Consider the following 21,383-nt stretch of genomic DNA (forward strand, 5'->3'; position numbering starts at 1 on the left):
ATGATCAATATATAGGAGGGGTTTTATGAAAAGAAAACTATTAACCATTGTTGCGATTATTACATTATGTACATCCTTCATACTAGGAGCATGTAGTAAGGAAAGCTCTACCACTTCATCTAATGGTGAAAAAGAATTTCGTTATGCGATGAGTGGTTTATACAAACCTTTTAACTATAAAGAAAATGACGGGAAACTTGTCGGTTTTGATGTAGAAATAGGTGAAGCTCTCGCGAAAAAGATGGGAATGAAACCTGTTCCTGTTACAAATCCTTGGGAAACATTGATTCAAGGTCTACAATCAAAAAAATATGATGTGATATTAGGAAGTATGGCAATTACAGAAGAACGATTAAAAGCCGTGAATTTCTCAAATCCATATTATCGCTCTGGTGCACAAATTTTTGTAGCTAAAAAGAATACATCTATCTCTTCTCCAGAGGACTTGAAAGGTAAAAAAATAGGTGTTGTAAAAGCAAGTACTTTCAAAACTCTTATTGCAAAATATACAGATCAAATTACAGAATATGATAGTGATATTACTGCACTTATGGACTTAGAACCAGGACGTGTAGACGCAGTTATTACTGATCAAATGGTTGGTCTTCGTATGATTAAAGAAGGTAAATCTAATATAAAAGAAGCTGGAAAACCGTTAAACCTTGATGAGATGGGAATTGCTATTCATAAAGACAATAAAGACATGGTCGAAAAGGTAAATAAAGCGCTAGATGAAATCATTAAAGACGGCACGTATGAAAAGATTAGTAAAAAATGGTTTGGGCGCAATATTCTTGGGGAAGAGGCAAAAACAAAGTAAGTTGGCTATTCAGAGATTTCATAGATTATGCCCCACTTTTTATCTCTCTATTTGCGGGTAGTAAAACTCCCACCTCAAAATTTGGTTGTAAAGCAAAGAAATTAGGTGGGAGATCAACTGCCTGTACATGCCCGATTGGTGAAGGCTAATAATCAGTGGGGGATGAACACCCCCACTGATTACAATTTCACTTTATGTGGGGCATTTCATTCCCTACTAAAATCTATACAATATGAGGTGACACATATGTTTGAAATATTTATTTCTACCTATCCCACACTCTTAAAAGCTACTATTGTCACATTACAATTAACACTAACATCCCTATTACTCGGTTCACTAATTGGATTACTAGTCGCTTTCTTTCGAATCTCTAACAATAAGGTTTTAAATAGTATTGCTCATGTATACATCGCCATTATTCGTGGTACACCTTTAATTGTTCAAATTGCCATTCTCTATTTTGGGATTACATCCGTTATTGTGTTTACCCCTTTTTGGGCAGGAGCAATTGCTTTAGCAATTCATAACGGTGCATATATTACCGAAATTTTCCGCGGATCAATTCAATCCGTTGACCGGGGACAATTAGAAGCTGCTCGCTCTTTAGGGATGCCTTACCCTTTAGCGATGCGCCGGATTATATTACCACAAGCATTTCGTCTATCTCTTCCTCCTCTAGGAAACCAATTTATTATTGGATTAAAAGATTCTTCACTTGTCGCTTACGTAGGACTGTCCGAATTATGGGGATCCGGTTTATCCATTGCTGCAGGTAACTTCCAACAATTAGATACATACATAATCGTTGGTTTATATTATCTCGTACTTGTTCTTCTGTTTACTTATTTTGTTAACCTTTTAGAAAAACGACTACAACGGAAAGAAAATAACTCTGTCCACGTCAAGACAAAAAACAAGAAAGAAGTTTCTTTATAACAAAAAGCAAGCTCTAAGAGAGCTTGCTTTTTCATCGTAAAATATATCCATTATTGATGTACTTTTTTTATAGTCTCTTTTTCCTCTATATGTTCCTCACGATATGAAATATTATGAGGATCCAATCCATTTCCTAAAGAACCATAGAAATGCTCCCTATGCGGATCAACTAATTCACTTCCGTGATAATACACACGTGGTGTATTCCAAAGTGCTGCCAGTGCTTTTGTCATCGGCATTTCGTGATAGCGTTCCGGCCACATTTCTTTAATTTTATCTTTTACTAATGGATAGTATTTAGAACTCATAGCAGGAAACAGATGATGTTCCGTATGGTATGAGAAATTGAAATGTAAAACGTCTACCCAGCGCGGCACTGTTACTGATAAACAGTTTGCTAACGGATCATTTACTGGAACTATTGGATTTAAGCGGTGATTTGTTGCAATATATGCCATTACAATAAAGTTAGCAATTAACAACGGAATCACGTATGCAAAGAACCACTTTGCAGGTCCCATAATAAACAATAAACTAATCCAAACTGTCCAGGGCAAAAGAAGTTGTAGCCATACAGATTTTTGGTTGGATGACTTAAATTCTTTTATAAAATGAAAGAACATTCGAGTCGAATGTAACGTAAATTGAATTGTTAGTGACAGAAAACTGAAGAATGAACGTACATGAAGAGGCATGCGATATACCCAACTCAAAAACTTACTCTTTTTCAGTTTCTCAAATGTTGGCCATGCATCTGGATCATTCTCTTCATGCTGTGTGTGAACATGATGCGTTGCATTATGCCACTTTCTCCAAAGTTTTGGGCCAGTTGATAATGGCATAAATGCTATCGCGCCTAAGAAATCACGAAGCCATGCCTTTCTTACAACTGTTCCATGTAAAATTTCATGCCCTAAAAACCCAAGTGAAGCAAAACATAATCCAAGAACAATCGCAATTCCTAGATTTGCCCACATATTCAATTCAAATACACCAATCGCTATTAACCCCGCTAATGCCACAAGTAAATAAGCCAGTCCACCAAATAAACGAGTAGGCACTGGTTTAAATGCTTTTTTCGGCAAATGTGGTGATACACGTGCTGCATACCACCCAAACGTATGAAGCTCCTTCATCCTTTTGCCCCTTTCTTATGCCGCGCCCTGCGCAACTTGCATATATTAATTCTTGCTTCCAGATTGATCTTACTAGGTGATCCAAAAAGCATTTATTATAAGGAAAATATACTCACTCTATCGTCACTTATTTTTCGCTTTTATTATCAATGAAAAACATTTCTCTTTTTACTCTCTATCAACCTTTCCACATGATGAATCATAACAATAGAATTTCTATATTGTCAACAACTTTTATGACCTAGTAATAAAAGTTGGTTATATTTTTATAATTACACTTTATTGCGCTAAAGAAAAAGTATAGGTTTCACAAGGCTTTATCCGCTATACATATACATCCAATTAAACTCCATAGACTCTACCTTATTCAAGAACTCTCTATGTAATCCACAAATGGAATCACTTAAATTTAGCTTTATATAAATCCTACTTCCTCATACTGCCCCAACAAAATAATTATATTAAAATAATTTTATCTTTCTTTTAATAAAAATAGGATGCTACTAAAACAACATACATGAATTCCATATAATCTGGAAATATTAAAAGGAAAATTGTTCTAAAATCAGGAGGTTTCCGCAATGACAAGTGATACATTTCCACAATTGCCATTATCTTATTGGATTGACTCTACTCCGTTTCCTACTTTCCCTCGTTTATCCGAAAATATAAAGACGAAAGTTGCTGTTATCGGTGCTGGTATTACAGGTATTACTACCGCCTATTTACTCGCGAAAGAAGGCATCGACGTTGTGTTAATTGATTCTGGCCTTATTTTAAACGGGACGACTGGACATACAACAGCGAAAGTAACAGCACAACATGATCTTATTTACGACGAATTAATAACTCATTTCGGTGTTGAAAAGGCCGGGCTTTACTACGATTCAAATAATCATGCTCTACAATTCATAAATGACACTGTGCAAACATATAAAATCGACTGTAATTTCTCAAATGAAGATTCATATTTATATACAACTACTGATAACGGATTAAGAAATTTATCGAAAGAATATGAAGCTTATCAAAAATTAAATATACCTTGTGACTATGTTCAATCTCTATCGATTCCTATTCCCGTACAATCTGCACTTGTAATGAAAAATCAAGCACAATTCCATCCCCTCCTTTATTTGAAAATACTTTTAGAAAAGTTTGTGGAGATGGGCGGAAAGGTCTATGAACAAACAACAGCTATGGATGTGGAAAAGGGAGATTATCCACAAGTAATTACAAAGGAGGGCCATCGCATCACTTGTGAATATGTTGTCTCTTGTTCACATTTTCCTTTTTATGATGCCAATAGCTTTTTCTTTACGCGAATGTACGCAGAACGCTCCTATGCTCTTGCAATAAAAACAAAAACGGATTATCCAGGTGGCATGTATTTAAGTATTGATGATCCAAAACGCTCCTTACGCTATATAACAAACAATGGAGAAAAGTTGATTTTGATTGGTGGAGAAAGTCATAAAACAGGACAAGGAATAAATACGATGCTTCATTATGAAGCACTCTATTCTTTTGCTGCAGCAACTTTTGGAGTAGATGAAGTTCCCTATAGATGGTCAGCACAAGATTTAATTACTCTAGATAAACTCCCTTATATCGGACATATTAACGAAAGAAATCCAAATATATTTGTTGCAACTGGATATCGCAAATGGGGAATGACAACAGGAACTGCTGCAGCTCATTTACTGAAGGACTCCATTCTAAAAGTCCACAGCCCATATAAAGAGCTGTTTGCACCATCACGCTTTCATGCAAACCCAGATATAAAAACATTCCTCTCTCAGAACATTGATGTTGCTAAACATTTAATTGAAGGGAAAATTGAAACTGCATTACGTAAACCAGAAGATCTTGAAGTTGGCGAGGGATCTGTTGTACATGTCAACGGTAAACGAGCAGGTGCCTATAAAGATAAGGAAGGAAAATTACATATCGTCGATACGACTTGTACACACCTTGGCTGTGAAGTTGAATGGAACAACGGTGATTGTACTTGGGATTGTCCTTGCCACGGTTCTCGTTTTTCAATTGATGGGGATGTTATGGAAGGTCCAGCAGATCAACCATTAAAACGGGTTGATAACGAGTAGAAAATAAAGAAGAGCACAAACTTATTTGTGCTCTTTTTCATATACTTCAAACAACATATTTCGAAATAATGTATTTAAGTTCTCTATATCAATCCCTGATACCTTTTCAATTCCTCTCACATATTGTTGATAATAATTAATTTGTTCCCCTAAAAATTGATTCAACACATTAATTTTCAATCCAATATCTAATTCAGTACCTGCTTTTTTCTTTATTAGCAGCTTTTCAATTTCATTCAATACACTACGCTCTACTGATAGTTCCGTAATTAACCGGTCAAATTCTACTGGAGGCAATGTCTCTTTCTCTTCTAGCCATTTACAGGCTAAAAGAGGACGTAGTACATAAAAGTACTTTTTCAACTTTACATTTTCACCTTGTAAAAATTCACGATAGTTTTTTGAAGCCATATGTAAGTAATGATATATCGTTGCTTTCGGATCAAAATCCTTTTCACTCATTTGCTGAAGCTGTTCTGGAAGGTTCGAGTTTTTCGAATAAAAAATCGGCGATCGAATCCATTCGAGTAACGCTGGATTTGACTTTGCAAACAGTTTCAAAGCCTTTTTCATATCCCAACCACTTATGTCTAAATCATCGCTAATTGGATATTCGATTACATCACGCTTATCATTGATTGATAAATACCATTCTACCGGGTGTACATAAACAAACCTAACATCATAATCACTATCTTTCGATGGAAACCCCCACGCCCGACTCCCTGATTCCACTGCAAATAAAATTTTCACATCATTCTCTTTTTCAATTCTTTCTAACTCTAATTCAATTTTTTCTCTCATTTCATACCATCCCCATTTTTTGATTATTTCCTTGGAAATTCGACAAATATACGACTAATTTTACTACATACTAAAACAGCTGTCAGACAATTTCTGACAGCTCAATAAAGCACCTATTGTTTCTTTTCCATTACAGTAGCCGCAATACGTTCAAATTCTTTTTGAATCTCCTCTTTATATGCATCCACTTTTGAATAGTCCATAGCAGCAATATAAATTCGTTCTAATTTATCACGGACTGATTTCGCTTTTGCTAAGCAGGACATCGCCTCATTCATTTTTGTTTTATACCGAATTGATACATCACGAATTTCCGTAGCATACTTCTCATCTGTCCCTGGTGTAACAATGAGATCATACATATCAATAACCTCATCACCCACGCGATTTGGAAAGTATTCATGCGGTGCTGTGCTATCAAAAATTGCAAATCCCAATTCTCTTACGATAATCATATCGAGACTATTTGGATCAAATCCACAATGATATACTTCTACTTCAAATCCTTTTTCTTCTGCTGCCTTTGCTAATTTTTTAAGCATGGTTGATTTTCCAGAACCCGGGCGACCTTTTATAAAATAGCGATGCGGGAGCCCTTCTGTTAAATTAGGAACGAAATCAACTGCTCCTTTCGGTGTAGCAGCTCCTAGGAATCGATGTTTCACAATCGATTTTTTTCCACTTTTATCTGTAAATAGTTTCTGTATAAGCTGATCTGTTAATTCGTTTGCTTTATTAAAATCAATGTTACTAATATATATTTTCTCCCACTCATCATGTATTTCCAGCGCCTCTTTAAAACACCCGTAAGCTGCTTGAAAGGCTTTACTCGCTTCTGAAACGAATCGTTCAATCTCTACTTTTTGCTTTCTTAATTTACCTGAGTCCCAAGCAACGCCTAAATTTATATACTCTTCAACAACCCCAGGCATTTTCGGTTCAATAACGTGCGGTGATGTACCGTCAACAATCCCTACTTTTAATTTTGGAATAATCACACCATCAACTGATTTATTGTCAGAAGAACAATGTAAAAATTCAATATTATACCCTTTATCAACCCATTCACGTCCTATTGCCTTTATTAAAGAAGATTTTCCCGTTCCTGGGCCTCCCTTTAAAATAAACAACCTGTCTAGCCCCTTCAAATTCTCTTCGTATAAGCTGTGAAATCCTCTAGCTGTATTTCCACCGGCATAATAATTCAATACATTCCCTGTCACTGCACTCACTCCTTCGCAGCATTCTACTTACATAAGCTACAATATGCGAAAATCTTTATTTGGGTGAATACCTATTTTGTATTGCACTAAAAAAGCAAAGATCACTTTTGACCTTTGCTTTTATATTTTTTATTTAAGTTAAGAAAGAATTGTTCCACCCTTGGACGTATCCAAGCTAAATAATCTTTATCTTTCTTCTTTGTACAAGCTATCTCTTCTCCATCTACCATTCCGACAAGTTCTAGCTCTAACAGTTGCCTCGTAAATGTTAGCATATTTACTTCTTCTGCTGGATATTCTTCTTTTAATTTCTCCTCAATTTCTCCCAATAAAAAACCGTCACGCATCATTGCTAGTGCATCAATCCAAAGTGGCGGCATTTCATATGTCTCTCCTGTAATCGTATCTTTTACAATATAATTCTTTTGCTCTTTTCGAAATTGAATTGTGTGTAAACATACAGTTGAATTTAGTGTTAATTCCATCATACCACCCCTTTCATCATATCTGCATAGAAAAAAGGATGCGCGTGCACCCCTTCTTTTCTTTTCTTAACACTACCGAACCGTTACACGAGCCAAAAGCTGCGTGTCGATATTTTCCTCCATTATAAACGAAGTGTTTTATAAAAAAAACCCTTCTTTAAACATTTTATAAAATGTTTATATTTACACAACAAGAAAACTTTTCTGAAAAATAATTTCTTCTAATGTACTACACTGTTGGTAAATAAATTTCGAATTTCGTTCCTACGCCCATACTACTTTGAATCGCGATACTCCCTTGATGTTCCTCAATAATTTTATATGTAATCATTAACCCAAGGCCTGTACCATTCTCTTTTGTTGTATAGAATGCCTTTCCGATTTTTTCTATTTTCTCATTCTCTATACCAAAACCTTGATCTTCGACAGAAATACACAAATTATCTCCAGCTTTTTTGAATACACAAATATGAATGTCTCCACCTTCTGGCATCGATTCGATTCCATTTTTGATAATGTTTAACAACACTTGTTTCAATTGCTTATCATCGCCATTTATATCGGGTAAATTTCCATCTACTTGCAAGTGGAGTTTCACTTTATATTGAGCCGCATAACTTTCCATTAACTGCACAACATATAAAAGGATTTCTCGTATATTACACCATTCATAATTAATTGGTTTGGGTTTTCCTAATAACATCAATTCACTAACGAATCCATTAATCCTCTCAATTTCTTGTAACATAATTTCATAACTCATCGCATCAGCAGGATTTCTTTCTTTTTGGATTTGTGTAAATCCTTTTAAAGCTGTTAATGGATTTCGAATTTCGTGAGCAATTGTTGTAGACATTGTACCAATAACAGCCAAATTTTCCGTCTCTTTCATATTGTTCATCATTTCAACAACGGTTCTTACATAAGATTGAAATCGTTTTAACAAAGAATGTGAAATAATGAAATAGAATATACATAAAACAAGCGGAATCACAACTTTTAAATCTTTTAATATCAATGTGAAAAATATGTACTTTCCAATTACACTAAAGGAAACTAAATAAAAATATTTTCTATTCACGAAAACCGGTGCAAATAAAATTAATAACATTTCTACCATACTACCATGTTCAAAAGCCCTATCCGTTCGCAAATAAATCATTAAATTATTAATAAGGTTGATAAACATGTACCCCAATAAAAATAAATATTTTACAGAGTATACATAGCCTCTTTTTTGAAGATATATCGAAATAGGAAATAATGCTATTACAAATATATATACACCTATCCCAAGGCTACCTTTTGGCCACCCTATCTCTGTCCCATTAATATTCATGGCGGGATACATAAAATAATATATAGCGTCATATAAAAAGAATATAATATAGAATAATAATATAAATACTTTTAAAGCTTCTCTTTCTTCATAAATCAAGCTCTTGAATTTGTTCATATAAAAACTCCTCTTGATCAATCCCCAATAAACATTTCAACTATTATCTCTTTAAATTATAAATATGAAATTGCTTTCAGGGCAATATGTAACCTTCTAATACGAAAAGGAAGGAGACACAACTCCTTCCTTTTCAGTCACAATTTATAGCCACCTTACCCTATCATGTAGCAATCCATCTGTAAAATTATTATGCCCTATTACAAAATCCTTCATATATAAATTTAAATATTCCCCATACTTACTTTCAGTATTTAATAATAATTCTTCTACATAATAAGCACCTTGTCCAAAGGTATCTAAAAGTAAACTACACAAGCCCGCATAAATCCCACATCCTACTTGGAAGTAAGTTGCATTTGTTTTATACTTTTGAAAAACTTGACTACTATTCATTACATTATACATGTATGTCTCGCTATTTTCATATACGAGTAGCACACCAACTAAGTCCTCTCCCGTAATCTCTTCTTCTGCGGGATTAAATACTTTACGATTCCAATTCCATAAATCTTCTACTTTATCTAAGTTTTGTCTAATTAAATTTGTTGTATATTCATTAATTCGATAAAGAAAACCAACTTCCATATTAAAAGTTTTCCCTAAAATTAAGACTTCCTCATGCGGCATTAAGCAACCATAAAATTCTTTTTCTCCTAACTTCACTTTATACTCTGAAGCATATACATCCTCATAAAAGTAAAGTGAACGATGTTGACTCATATACATAGGATAACTCCATATCGCTTCATCAAGAAAACGCTCAACTGCCCATGATGCATAAAGTGTACGAGGTTTTATAAGCTCTTTATCATTCAAAAATGAATTATCATGTTCTACAATATAACATGCTCTTGGTTTTTCATTTGGACGTTCTTCCATAAGCTCAACAACCATCCATTGAACAACACCTGGATTCATACCTGAGCCTATAATTGCTCTTGTATTTGTAAATGTTTCTTTCTCCTTCTCAAACCTCGTATACCTTTCCGTAAGCTGAAAACCAAGTAAACTATCGTCTTGATCTACCACCTCATTTTCCAAAGCCGAATTAATATAACAAATGCCAAGTTCATTACAACAACTCAGTACCCTAATCGTATCTGCACCTGAAACATCAATAACAACCTTCGTTCTTTTTTCTTTTAAATGCTGTTTAAATCTGATCACATCTTGAAGATTTATTTCATATAAAAAAAACTGATCTTTCAAATTTGGAAACAACTCATCATAATAACTCTTATCTTTTTGTTTTATATCCACCAAATGCAAATCCACATTTTTTATCACTTCATAAATTGGATCTCTTTCATTTACTACCGCTTGATTTAAAATTGCTAACACTGCTTTTGCTGCTCCACCAGCACTTCCAAGTAATGTAATAGAAAAAGAATTTGGAAACTGCTCCACAAACAAAACCCCTTTAATAGATTAATTGAGCAGTACTTCCTCAAAAATGAATTGAATACACCAAAAGATAGCTCGTACAGATTTTTTATAATTTCACACAGGGTTATCTCTTCATAGGTAAAAAACAGTACCATACTTATATATTCAATTCACTTTCCCCTCATATCCAAATAGCGGTAAACAAATAGGCTCGACCTTTTCTTCCGCATACATAAAAGAAAAAGCCAGCCCTTTAAACTAGCCTACGGACAATGGACAGATTTCACATGTTGAATATTCACATACATTTTTGCGTCACGTGCTTTTAATATTTCAATATGTCCTTCATCAATTTTCGCCATCTTTCCGATTTTGTTAGATTCCTCACCTAAATCAAACACCATAATTTTCCCAGCCATTTTAATAAGCTGTTCTTCAAATGTTCTAGCTAAAGTAATATTTAATGGATTTACGGGGAGTTCATTTTTATTGAGGGCATAAGGTACTTGATTCTCTTTATAAGGAATTCACCATTTCAAATGCTTTAAAGATATATATACCGTTTTATAAACTGGGCTATAAAAAACAATATAATCATTCATTACACTTGTAACATAACCGTGTATTGGAGCATTGCCTGCCACATAAATTTCTGTAAAGATCCCTTTAGATGTGCTTAATACTTTTCTCAAAGAAATTGAAGGTGATTCCCTCTTAATTACAGAGTCCACATCTGGCTTTAATATTTCTTCATCATGCTCTCTTAAAAACTTATAATATTGGACATGATATAAAGATATATATACATAGTCTTGTCCATTGTAGAGAACAACAATATCATTTCCTACATCAATTAATACACCTTTAAATCTTTTTTCACCGATTAATTTAACGTACATATTTTCCCCAATGCTCTTGTTTAATTCATTCATCTACATCCTCCTTCCTATGAAATACTACTTTTCCTGTCTTCTATTTCTAAAAAATAATCAGGGGCAATGTTTCATCTTTTAATAGTAAGGAATTCCTTTTCTTATATCGCAACATAATTGTATCGATATAAGAAATCGTTCTTCACTTCCAATCATAATGCCCCTCTTATTTATCAAACATTATTCTTCTTCATTCTTTTTACATTTAACTACTTGACTCACACTCTTAATATGATAAATAATCACGTAAATAACTTCATCACCATTTACTAGTGTTATACATTCATCATGTACTTCACTTAATAAGCCTTCTACACACTCTGGTCCACCACGGTTAATTTTTACCCACTTATACTTCAAGTCACGTAATACATCGACAAAATTATCATCATCAGAGTAGAAACATGAGATATAGCAATCGCCACATTTACTTTCTTTCACTTAAAGTAAATCTAGGATTTTGGATGACTTTTTCATCCCTTAATATAAAAAGATCCCGTAATAAGATACATTCCTGTATACCTTATTACGGGATCTTTTCATAAATTTAATCTTCGTCTTTAACATCCATATCTTCTGGAATTGGTTCGTTTAATATTTCTTCCACTAACTGCTTATATTTCTCCATTTGTTCTAAATGTGTATTAAACTGTTCCTTGTTTATTAAATATTGCTCTCCATCAAACAATGCACGAACTTTCTTTTGCTGAATTAAGTCTTCAACATACGATTTTGGTAATTTCAAATACTCCGCAGCCTCTTCTATCGTTATATACAATGTGTTCATTCCTTTATTGTTTTTTCATATATATACTGTATCTTACTTTATTTTTGTAAACAAATAAAAAAGATTTTGTAAATGCGAATCAAAAAGCAGGTAGATGCATTCCATATATTGTATAATAGTATAGTAAGTATCTTTTTAAAATATAGAATGGTATTACCCATTTACACAAAGGAGAGTTAACATATGGCTACTCGTCACATCATTACAATGTTAGAAAAAACATTACGAGTTGAAACAGAAAACACAATTTCTCATCTATCTAAGTCTTTATCCGATCGTATTCTTTCACAAAGTGCAGCAGTACATGAAAGCAATTGCTACCATACAATTGGTGAATGGTACAAAAATCATTTCTTGTTCCAACAAGATGATTTCCTTTGGGCTAAATACGTGTTCTATGACGCATATTGTGAGGCTATAAAAAAACAAGGTCATCTTACAAAACGTGTTCGCCAAATATTAGAATCATTAGCTCGACAACATGGAAAACAATATATTATTTCTATACAAAATATTCCATTCCCTAATGAACAGGCAAAAGGGACCGCATAAACCAAACCTAGATTCATTGTTTTCTAAAGAGATTACAAATAAAACGTTCATGTCACATGAACTAATGAAACCGGTGTCATGATAATGATTGAAGATATAATAAACAGGAAAACCCCCATTTACCTCTCTCGTCCATGCGAATAGAGAAGTAAATGGGGGTATACTTGTTCCTTTATTATTTCATCATCTGCTTTATCAATTCTCGATTTCTCTTCTTAAATACTTCATTATGAGAAGAAACCATTCCGTACTCACTTGCATCAGGTTGAATAAATTGTTTCGCTTTATTCACAGCATTTCCAGCATCTTGGAACGCTCCTGCGATTAAATGTAATTTTCCGTCATGCTTTAAAATATCTCCAGCGGCATATAATCCGTCTACCGAGGACTCACTATTTGCATTCCCTGCAATATAATAATTATCAACAATAGCGACATCTAGCTCACTATTTTCCAATAATGTAATGTCACGTTCATATCCATGATTAATAATAACTTCATCAATAGGTAAATGAGAAACTTCACCTGTCTCATGATTCGTTAATTCTACATATTCAATTGCCTCATGATTATCACCAGCAATTAATTTTGTAATCGATGTATTAAAGAAGCACTCCGCCGAACTGTTCATAAGTTGTTTTACTTGTGCTTCATGACCAGATAATTCTTCTTTTCTATATGTTAAATAAACTTTTTTCGCGATTGGTTCTAATTCGTTCGCCCAATCAATTGCAGAGTTCCCTCCGCCTGAAATAATTACCGTTTTATCTTTGAAACGTTTTAACGATTTAACTGTATAATTTAAATTTGAGACTTCGAATCTCTCCGCACCTTCAATTGATAACTTTTGTGGATTCAATATACCACTCCCAGTTGCGACGATCACTGTTTTTGAAAAATGTTCTTCCCCAGAGCTTGTTTTCAACGTAAAAATACCCTCTTCATTACGAATAATTGATTCTATTTTTGTATTCAATACAACTTCAGGCTGAAATGTTAATCCTTGTTGTACAAGTTGCTCAATTAATTTCTCACCAGTAACCGGTAACAATCCGCCAATATCCCAAATCATTTTTTCCGGATAAACATGTATTTTTCCACCTAACTGTGGCTGAAATTCTATTATTTTCGTTTTCATCTCTCTGAGTCCACTATAAAAAGCTGAATAAAGCCCTGCAGGTCCTCCGCCTATCACAGTTACATCAAACAATTCTTCTCGATTCATTCGTGCCCACTCCTCAGCTATCAGTCATTGATTATCATTCTCAATAAAATATAACCTGTTTCCGCAAAATTTACAATCAAAATTACTATTGACAATACACCTATATAAAATTATATTATTTAAAGAATCAATAGTGATAATCATTATCAATTTTTTAATTATTAGCAACTGTGAGATTACATCTTCTTCTATTACTATGGCGAATACTATATGGTAAAATCTCAAGTTCAAGATTGTTAATAAGACTTTTGTATTACCACTAACTTTTCAAAAGATTAAAGCTAAACAATTTATTGTATATCACATATCATCTATCAAAAGGAGAAAGACGATGAAAAAATTATTTATTTCACTAACAGTTCTGTTCGTCCTTGTTATGAGTGCTTGTAGCAATGGTTCAACAGACAAGAAGAACGACGCAAAAGGTAAGAAGTCAGAAACAATTACATACCAATCAGAAAATGGTAAAGTAGAAGTTCCAGCAAATCCACAACGTGTTGTTGTCCTATCATCATTCGCTGGTAACGTAATGTCATTAGGTGTAAACCTTGTTGGGGTAGATTCATGGTCTAAACAAAACCCACGTTTCGATAGCAAACTTAAAAATGTTGCTGAAGTATCAGATGAGAATGTTGAAAAAATTGCAGAATTAAATCCAGACTTAATTATTGGTTTATCAAATATTAAAAATGTCGATAAGTTAAAGAAAATCGCTCCTACTGTAACATACACTTACGGAAAAGTTGATTACTTAACACAACATTTAGAAATCGGTAAATTATTAAATAAAGAAAAAGAAGCAAAAACTTGGGTTGATGATTTCAAGAAACGCGCACAAACAGCTGGAAAAGACATTAAAGCGAAGATCGGTGAAGATGCAACAGTTTCTGTTGTTGAAAACTTCAACAAACAGCTTTACGTATACGGCGAAAACTGGGGCCGTGGAACAGAAATTCTTTACCAAGAAATGAAATTAAAAATGCCTGAAAAAGTAAAAGAAAAAGCTTTAAAAGAAGGCTACTACGCATTATCTACTGAGGTATTACCTGAGTTCGCTGGTGATTACTTAATCGTAAGTAAAAACAAAGATACTGATAACTCATTCCAAGAGACAGAATCATATAAAAACATTCCAGCAGTAAAAAATAATCGTGTATTTGAAGCAAACATGATGGAATTCTATTTCAATGATCCACTTACATTAGACTTCCAACTAGACTTCTTCAAGAAAAGCTTTCTTGGTCAATAATTCAAACATGAGGAATTCTTAATTTAAGAATTCCTCTTCCTTTATTCTATGAAAAGAAAAGATGTGAAGCTGATGAAAAAAGAGCAAGACACCCTACGTTCCAACGCTTTTACATACAAATTAATTTTGAGTATCATTGCATTCTTTCTTATTTTTATGGTTGCAATGGTGTTAGGTGCTGCAGATACTTCTATAAAAGACGTATGGTTAGCACTTACTTCCTCTGCTAAAGGAGATAAGCTATCTATCCTTCGTGAAATACGTTTACCACGTGAAGTTGCTGCTATTTTTGTAGGAGCTGGACTCGCTGTTTCTGGTGCTATTATGCAAGGATTAACGCGAAATCCTCTTGCTGATCCAGGATTACTCGGCCTAACTGGTGGTGCAAATGCTGCACTTGCACTAACACTTGCTTTCAATCCTTCTATAAGCTACCTTTACTTAACACTAGCTTGCTTTATCGGTGCTGCAATTGGCGCTATTATGGTATTTGGAATTGGCATGGTGAAAAAGGGCGGCCTTTCTCCTCTTCGAATTGTATTAGCTGGTGCTGCTGTTTCAGCATTTCTACTCGCAATTTCAGAAGGTGTTGGCATTTATTTTAAAATTTCACAAGATGTATCAATGTGGACAGCTGGAGGCGTAATTGGAACGACTTGGAGCCAATTAAAAATTATTATTCCGGTTATTTCAATCAGTATATTTATCGCTATCTTATTTGCAAGAAAATTGACAGTCCTTAGTTTCAGTGAAGAAGTTGCTGTTGGACTTGGTCAAAAAATTATCGTCATTAAAACGATTTTATTTATCATTATTATCTTGCTTGCTGGTGCTTCTGTAGCGCTTGTCGGAAATATGGCATTCATTGGCTTAATGGTACCTCATATGGTGCGACCAATTGTCGGTCCCGATTACCGTTTTGTCATTCCGATGTCAGCAATCGCTGGTGCTTCCTTTATGTTACTTGCAGACACAATCGGACGTACCATTAACGCTCCGTACGAAACGCCAGTTGCCGCTATCGTTGCAATTGTAGGATTACCATTCTTCCTATTCATTGTACGTAAAGGGGGAAGAACTTTCTCATGATGCAATCTATTATAAAGAAACAACGCCTTATCATACTTGCATTACTTATACTTACCATCACAACAATTGTAATTGGAATGGGGCTCGGTTCTGCCTCTCTCTCCTATGACAGATTAATCCCAACACTTATGGGACAAGGTACATTTAAAGAAGAATTCGTTTTATATTCTTTACGACTACCTAGAATTGTTATTACATTATTAGCTGGTATGGCGCTCGCTTTATCAGGCGCTATTTTACAAGGAATTACCCGAAATGATTTAGCTGAACCTGGTATTCTCGGCATTAACGCTGGTGCCGGTGTTGCTGTTTCTATTTTCTTTCTATACTTCCCGATAGACGTAGGTTCATTTCTTTACTTACTACCAGTCGTTGGATTTGTCGGGGCTTTTCTTACAGCCGTTCTAATTTACGTATTTTCATATAGCAAATCAACTGGGCTTCAGCCAATACGATTAACATTAACCGGTATCGGATTTTCCTTTGCACTATCTGGAATGATGATTGTACTTATTTCATCTGCAGATCGTATGAAAGTAGATTTCATTTCAAAATGGATTGCCGGAAACATTTGGGGAGATGACTGGACATTTGTTTTAGCAATGCTTCCATGGCTAATCATATTAATCCCTTTTGTCTTCTATAAAGCAAATCGATTAAATATACTAGCATTAAACGAACCAGTAGCAATCGGTGTTGGAATTGAAATTGAAAAAGAACGAAGATACTTATTAATCGCAGCCGTTGCACTTGCTGCTGCAGCTGTTTCCGTAACAGGAGGCATTAGCTTTATCGGACTAATGGCTCCTCATATCGCGAAATCTTTAGTAGGTCCAAGGCATCAAATCTTCATGCCAATCGCCGTTTTAATCGGCGGGTGGTTATTGCTACTAGCGGATACAATTGGACGAAATATCGTCGAACCTAGCGGTATTCCAGCTGGTATTGTCGTTGCTTTAATTGGTGCTCCTTACTTTATGTATTTGTTGCTTAAGAAAGCATAAAAACACCCTCAAGAGTGAAATCTTGAGGGTGTTTTCGTTTCATTCTACTGCTGCCCATACCCTTCAAACTTCTTCGCCAAATTCTCCATCTCATCTTCTGGCAGTAACGTCGGTTCTCCAACACTTTTCGTTTGGTAATAAATTTGAGCACAAAACTCTATTTCTTCTGCAATAGTAAACGCCATTTTTATATTATTTGCACCAGCCATCAAACCATGATTCGCAAGTAAAACTGCACGACGATCAATCATTCCTTCAAAAGCTGCCTCTGCTAATTGCTTCGTACCAAATGTTTCATACGGTGCACAGCGAACATTCGGACCTGCAAAAGCAATTAAATATGACACAGCAGGAAGTTCCCATCCTAATGATGCGATTGTCTTCGCATAAGGAGAATGTGTATGCACAAGCGCATTTATATCTTCACGATTTCTATAATAAATAAGGTGCATGTCTAGCTCGCTTGATGGTTTTCTCTCTCCTTCTATCACTTCACCATCTAAATTCAATATAACTACATCTTCAGGCGTCGTTTCATAATAATCTAAGCCGCTTGGGCTAATTGCAACAAGACCTTGTTCACGGTTGAAAATACTAATATTTCCCCCGGTCCCCTTTGTTAAACCACTAGAGATCATTTTCTTTCCATACGCTACAATTTCTTCTCTTTCTTTTTGTAATAACATATACATCCCCCTAAGTATGAAGCTTATGATGACTGACTATATATACTTACTAAAATAGCTTTTTTAAATTCTCCATAAACGGTGCTTTCACAATTCCTTTTTCCGTAATAATCGCTGTTATATTTTCATGTGGTGTGACATCAAATGCCGGATTGTATACTTTACTTTCTTTCGGAGCCGAATATTGTCCGAAACGATTGATCACTTCAGAAGCATCCCTTTCTTCAATTGGAATTTCTTTTCCTGTAAGTGTTTTCAAATCAATTGTCGGCGTTGGTGCTGCTACATAAAACGGAATGTTATAATATTTAGCCAAAATCGAAACACCTAATGTTCCAATTTTATTTGCTACATCCCCATTTGCTGCTACACGATCACATCCAACGATTACTGCATTAATTTTCCCTTGTGACATGACCATTGCTGCCATATTATCTGTAATGACAGTGACATCAATTCCCGCTCGCTGCAGTTCTAATGCTGTTAACGTTGAACCTTGTAATCTAGGGCGTGTTTCATCCGAATAGATTTTTAAGTCCCATCCTTTTTCTTTCGCTAAGTACATTGGAGCTGTCGCAGTACCATACTTAGTCGTTGCTAACGCACCTGCATTACAATGCGTTAATACCCCCATTCCATCATGGAATAATGTTAATGCATGTTCTCCAATTTGACGGTTAATTTCTTCATCTTCTCTATGAATCTCTTTTGCTTCTTCTAATAATCTATCTTTCAACTGCGAGATTGATAAGTGAGCATTCTCTTTCGCTACACTTTCCATTCTTTCAAGCGCCCAAAATAAATTTACTGCCGTCGGTCTTGATGTCGCTAAGTATGCACATACTTTTTTTACTTCCGCTATGAATTCTTCCGCCGAACTTTTAGCAACTTCCTTTACTCCTAAATACACACCGTAGGCTGCTGAAACACCTATTGCCGGCGCTCCTCGTACTTTCATTACTTGAATCGCATCCCATACACTTTCAGCCGTTTTAAAAGATTCATAGACTACTTCGTTCGGTAATACCGTTTGATCCAATAGCACTAAAGCATCACCTTTCCACTGAATTGATATTAATTGCTCTGCCATTATCTTCTCCCCTTACTTCGCACTATGCATTGACTGTTTTTTTAACGTTTCTACAAAGCTGCTACCTGCTTTATATTGATTCGCTTGTAAAATAAACTTCTTCGCTGCCTGAAGACAAATTCGCTCCGCTCTAGCACGCGCTGCATCATTCTCAATACAAGTAATATCCTTTACCTTCGCTAGACCAACAATACGACGAATTAACTCAAGACCCGTCACTGCAGCTGTATCCTCTAATACAGATTGTAAATAAACTCGGTTAAAGCCTTCTTCCTTCGCCATAATCTCTGTCACATGAATATCCCAAGCATCTAAAAACTTCTTCTTAAATAAATCAATTACATCTATCATGGTAGATTCTATCCAATTCATATATGTATCTTTCTCAATACCAGATTGCATCACTGCATCTGCATTCACCCAAGCAAACATTAAATTCGCCATTACATTCCCAACGTCATATCCCATAGGTCCATAAAAAGCAAATTCAGGATCAATAACCTTTGTAGAATCACTTTTTACAAAAACAGAACCAGTATGTAAATCACCGTGAAGCAGCGCCTGTGCATTCGTCATAAAAGAAAACTTAAGTTTTGCTACTTCCATACGAAGCTCTTTATCACTATAAATATGCTCTCTAATCCATCCTTCATTTAATTGAAACAATTCGTTGCGTTTATTATGATTTGTGAATGGCTCTGAATATACGAGGTCCTCTGTAATCTCACATAACTCGGGATTTATATAATTCTTCACGAGTTCCTTCTTTTCTTTATGATTCATTACAACATCTGATGTTAATAGAAGAGTGTTTACCATAAAAGTAGTTAAATCGTCAGCAAGCCTCGGAAATATTTGATGATTTATAAGTGCTGTACGCAATATTGTGTGATCTGATAAATCTTCCATTACGCAGCAATTCATCACACTATCAAATAAATACACCTTTGGAACAAGTCCAGACGCTAACTTTTCCTCTAACTGCAAAACATCTGATTCTATACGAATACAATTCGTCGATAACTTAAACTCATCTGAAATACGCGCTGTATCCCCAGCTTGCTTTACAATGACAGAAATGTTCTCTTTTTCATCCCAAACGCGAAACACATAATTTAAATTACCATCACCTATTTCTTTGCACTTTAGCCCCTTTGCCTGTTCAAACTTAGATAATTTCTCTTTCACATATGCAATCACATCTTTAGCTTCCATTAAAAAATACTTCGTGAACTTAGACATGGTTTCCCCTCCATACCGATTGTAAGCGTTTTCTAAAAGCTATAAAAAATAATAGGGTTAAAATTTTTTTATCATATAATATATGTTCTTCTTTTTGAAATGTATATCTAGGTTTTATTATATCTTGTTAGCACTTTGAGTCAATGTTTCTAACTATCATTACAATATACTTCCTAATTATATATTTGAGATGACAAAAATTGTTCAAAAAGATTCCGATACATTTTGTTTTATTTATTGCACAATTCTTTGTACAATAAAATAAGCAGTTACTTTTCAATTCCACAACTTCCAAGAAAGATTTCCTTCCTAAGAATTTACACTTACACCATGTCTCTAACATACATACTACTCTTTCAAACACTCATTGAAAATTTATGACATGAAATTTACCTTTTAATTCCCTAATAGCCTTAATTGAGAATAAATATTAATTAAATTGGTATAAAGTTGGTTTATTCTCTTGACAAAATAACCACTTCTATATGATAATTAATATCGAATTAGAATTATTATAGTTAATTAAAAAATATATTTTATGAGCACACTAATTTCCGATGCTCAAAACCAACCTTTAGGAGGAATTTTAATATGTTATTAATCGGCACAGAAGTAAAACCGTTTAAAGCTAATGCTTACCATAATGGAGAATTTATCCAAGTTACTGACGAAAGTTTAAAAGGAAAATGGAGTGTGGTTTGTTTCTACCCAGCAGACTTCACATTCGTTTGTCCAACTGAACTTGAAGACCTACAAAACCAATATGCAACTCTAAAAGACTTAGGCGTTGAAGTATACTCTGTATCTACAGACACTCACTTCACTCACAAAGCATGGCATGATAGCTCAGAAACTATCGGCAAAATCGAATACATTATGATTGGTGACCCAACTCGCACAATCACTAGTAACTTCAACGTTTTAATTGAAGAAGAAGGTCTTGCTGCTCGTGGTACATTCATCATTGATCCAGACGGCGTTATCCAATCTATGGAAATCAATGCTGACGGTATCGGCCGTGACGCAAGCATTCTTGTTAACAAAATTAAAGCAGCTCAATACGTACGTAACAACCCAGGTGAAGTTTGTCCAGCTAAATGGCAAGAGGGTTCTGCAACACTTAAACCAAGCCTTGACCTTGTAGGCAAAATCTAAGGAGTTCGATCA

At 34.7% G+C, this 21,383-nt stretch carries 19 protein-coding genes and 2 pseudogenes; 8 read left to right on the forward strand and 13 right to left on the reverse strand.

From position 1 onward, the window contains the following. Window positions 1-25 precede the first annotated feature (25 nt). Together FT637_RS21435 and FT637_RS21440 are read left to right on the forward strand one after the other, a co-directional pair. Window positions 26-820 carry an ABC transporter substrate-binding protein gene (locus FT637_RS21435; RefSeq protein WP_193648014.1) on the forward strand — a complete coding sequence of 265 codons (795 nt, stop codon included), beginning with the start codon at window positions 26-28 and terminating at the stop codon, window positions 818-820. 246 nt (window positions 821-1,066) lie between these two features. Continuing rightward, complete coding sequence (locus tag FT637_RS21440; RefSeq protein ID WP_193648015.1) at window positions 1,067-1,759, forward strand: amino acid ABC transporter permease; 693 nt, start codon at window positions 1,067-1,069, stop codon at window positions 1,757-1,759. 50 nt (window positions 1,760-1,809) lie between these two features. Here the strand turns inward: FT637_RS21440 and FT637_RS21445 are convergent, their stop codons facing one another. Then, on the reverse strand, window positions 1,810-2,895 hold the full coding sequence (locus tag FT637_RS21445; protein WP_193648016.1) for a fatty acid desaturase family protein: 1,086 nt from the start codon (window positions 2,893-2,895) through the stop codon (window positions 1,810-1,812). Between the two features lie 581 nt (window positions 2,896-3,476). Between FT637_RS21445 and FT637_RS21450 the strand changes: the two genes are divergently transcribed. Next, complete coding sequence (locus FT637_RS21450) at window positions 3,477-5,003, forward strand: FAD-dependent oxidoreductase (RefSeq protein ID WP_193648017.1); 1,527 nt, start codon at window positions 3,477-3,479, stop codon at window positions 5,001-5,003. A gap of 21 nt (window positions 5,004-5,024) precedes the next feature. Here FT637_RS21450 and FT637_RS21455 read toward each other — a convergent pair whose 3' ends face one another. The 8 genes and pseudogenes from FT637_RS21455 to FT637_RS21490 all read right to left on the reverse strand — a co-directional run bounded on the left by FT637_RS21455 (window position 5,025) and on the right by FT637_RS21490 (window position 12,079). Next, window positions 5,025-5,807 (reverse strand): nucleotidyltransferase domain-containing protein, encoded by a 783-nt coding sequence (locus tag FT637_RS21455; RefSeq protein WP_193648018.1) that lies wholly within the window; start codon window positions 5,805-5,807, stop codon window positions 5,025-5,027. A gap of 113 nt (window positions 5,808-5,920) precedes the next feature. Next, window positions 5,921-7,039: a PRK06851 family protein gene (locus tag FT637_RS21460; RefSeq protein WP_193648019.1), complete on the reverse strand. Its 1,119-nt coding sequence runs from the start codon at window positions 7,037-7,039 to the stop codon at window positions 5,921-5,923. A 92-nt stretch (window positions 7,040-7,131) separates the two neighbouring features. After that, a complete protein-coding gene (locus FT637_RS21465; protein WP_193648020.1) occupies window positions 7,132-7,515 on the reverse strand; it encodes a hypothetical protein in 384 nt (127 codons plus the stop codon). A 229-nt stretch (window positions 7,516-7,744) separates the two neighbouring features. Next, window positions 7,745-8,971, reverse strand: coding sequence for an ATP-binding protein (locus FT637_RS21470; RefSeq protein WP_193648021.1), 1,227 nt, complete (start codon window positions 8,969-8,971; stop codon window positions 7,745-7,747). 144 nt (window positions 8,972-9,115) lie between these two features. Next, the gene (locus tag FT637_RS21475) at window positions 9,116-10,381 is read right to left on the reverse strand and encodes an S-adenosylmethionine decarboxylase related protein (RefSeq protein ID WP_193648022.1); all 1,266 of its coding nucleotides are present in this window, start codon (window positions 10,379-10,381) and stop codon (window positions 9,116-9,118) included. A gap of 242 nt (window positions 10,382-10,623) precedes the next feature. Then, a pseudogene (locus FT637_RS21480) lies at window positions 10,624-11,292 on the reverse strand (DUF2642 domain-containing protein). A gap of 180 nt (window positions 11,293-11,472) precedes the next feature. Then, window positions 11,473-11,733, reverse strand: a pseudogene (locus FT637_RS21485) (spore coat protein); the annotation flags it as partial. 106 nt (window positions 11,734-11,839) lie between these two features. Beyond that, window positions 11,840-12,079: a helix-turn-helix domain-containing protein gene (locus FT637_RS21490; protein WP_002010190.1), complete on the reverse strand. Its 240-nt coding sequence runs from the start codon at window positions 12,077-12,079 to the stop codon at window positions 11,840-11,842. A gap of 183 nt (window positions 12,080-12,262) precedes the next feature. Here FT637_RS21490 and FT637_RS21495 point away from each other — a divergent pair, with 183 nt between their 5' ends. Beyond that, window positions 12,263-12,631, forward strand: a complete 369-nt coding sequence (locus tag FT637_RS21495) for a hypothetical protein (protein WP_193648023.1) — start codon at window positions 12,263-12,265, stop codon at window positions 12,629-12,631. Between the two features lie 175 nt (window positions 12,632-12,806). On the opposite strand, the gene FT637_RS21500 is transcribed toward FT637_RS21495, so the two are convergent. Next, window positions 12,807-13,856 carry an NAD(P)/FAD-dependent oxidoreductase gene (locus tag FT637_RS21500; protein ID WP_193648024.1) on the reverse strand — a complete coding sequence of 350 codons (1,050 nt, stop codon included), beginning with the start codon at window positions 13,854-13,856 and terminating at the stop codon, window positions 12,807-12,809. A gap of 331 nt (window positions 13,857-14,187) precedes the next feature. Between FT637_RS21500 and FT637_RS21505 the strand changes: the two genes are divergently transcribed. Genes FT637_RS21505 through FT637_RS21515 form a run of 3 tightly spaced genes read left to right on the forward strand, consistent with a single transcriptional unit; the run spans window position 14,188 to window position 17,198 of the window. Beyond that, window positions 14,188-15,105 carry an iron-hydroxamate ABC transporter substrate-binding protein gene (locus FT637_RS21505; protein ID WP_193648025.1) on the forward strand — a complete coding sequence of 306 codons (918 nt, stop codon included), beginning with the start codon at window positions 14,188-14,190 and terminating at the stop codon, window positions 15,103-15,105. A 48-nt stretch (window positions 15,106-15,153) separates the two neighbouring features. Beyond that, entirely contained in the window at window positions 15,154-16,194 is a 1,041-nt protein-coding gene (locus FT637_RS21510) for a FecCD family ABC transporter permease (RefSeq protein WP_193648026.1), read from the forward strand. Further along, window positions 16,191-17,198 carry a FecCD family ABC transporter permease gene (locus tag FT637_RS21515; RefSeq protein ID WP_193648027.1) on the forward strand — a complete coding sequence of 336 codons (1,008 nt, stop codon included), beginning with the start codon at window positions 16,191-16,193 and terminating at the stop codon, window positions 17,196-17,198. The genes FT637_RS21510 and FT637_RS21515 overlap by 4 nt, the downstream gene beginning before the upstream one ends. Before the next feature lie 44 nt (window positions 17,199-17,242). Here the strand turns inward: FT637_RS21515 and FT637_RS21520 are convergent, their stop codons facing one another. From FT637_RS21520 to mtnK, 3 genes are read right to left on the reverse strand one after another with little or no spacing between them, the layout of a single operon-like run. Then, the gene (locus FT637_RS21520; RefSeq protein ID WP_193648028.1) at window positions 17,243-17,884 is read right to left on the reverse strand and encodes an L-fuculose-phosphate aldolase; all 642 of its coding nucleotides are present in this window, start codon (window positions 17,882-17,884) and stop codon (window positions 17,243-17,245) included. 49 nt (window positions 17,885-17,933) lie between these two features. Beyond that, window positions 17,934-18,974, reverse strand: a complete 1,041-nt coding sequence (gene mtnA / locus FT637_RS21525) for an S-methyl-5-thioribose-1-phosphate isomerase (protein WP_193648029.1) — start codon at window positions 18,972-18,974, stop codon at window positions 17,934-17,936. A gap of 12 nt (window positions 18,975-18,986) precedes the next feature. Beyond that, window positions 18,987-20,216, reverse strand: a complete 1,230-nt coding sequence (mtnK, locus tag FT637_RS21530; protein ID WP_193648030.1) for an S-methyl-5-thioribose kinase — start codon at window positions 20,214-20,216, stop codon at window positions 18,987-18,989. Between the two features lie 591 nt (window positions 20,217-20,807). Here mtnK and ahpC point away from each other — a divergent pair. Continuing rightward, a complete protein-coding gene (ahpC, locus tag FT637_RS21535) occupies window positions 20,808-21,371 on the forward strand; it encodes an alkyl hydroperoxide reductase subunit C (protein WP_002115711.1) in 564 nt (187 codons plus the stop codon). Window positions 21,372-21,383: the final 12 nt, after the last annotated feature.

It is taken from the genome of Bacillus cereus (assembly GCF_015071065.1).
Classification (GTDB): domain Bacteria; phylum Bacillota; class Bacilli; order Bacillales; family Bacillaceae_G; genus Bacillus_A; species Bacillus_A cereus_BA.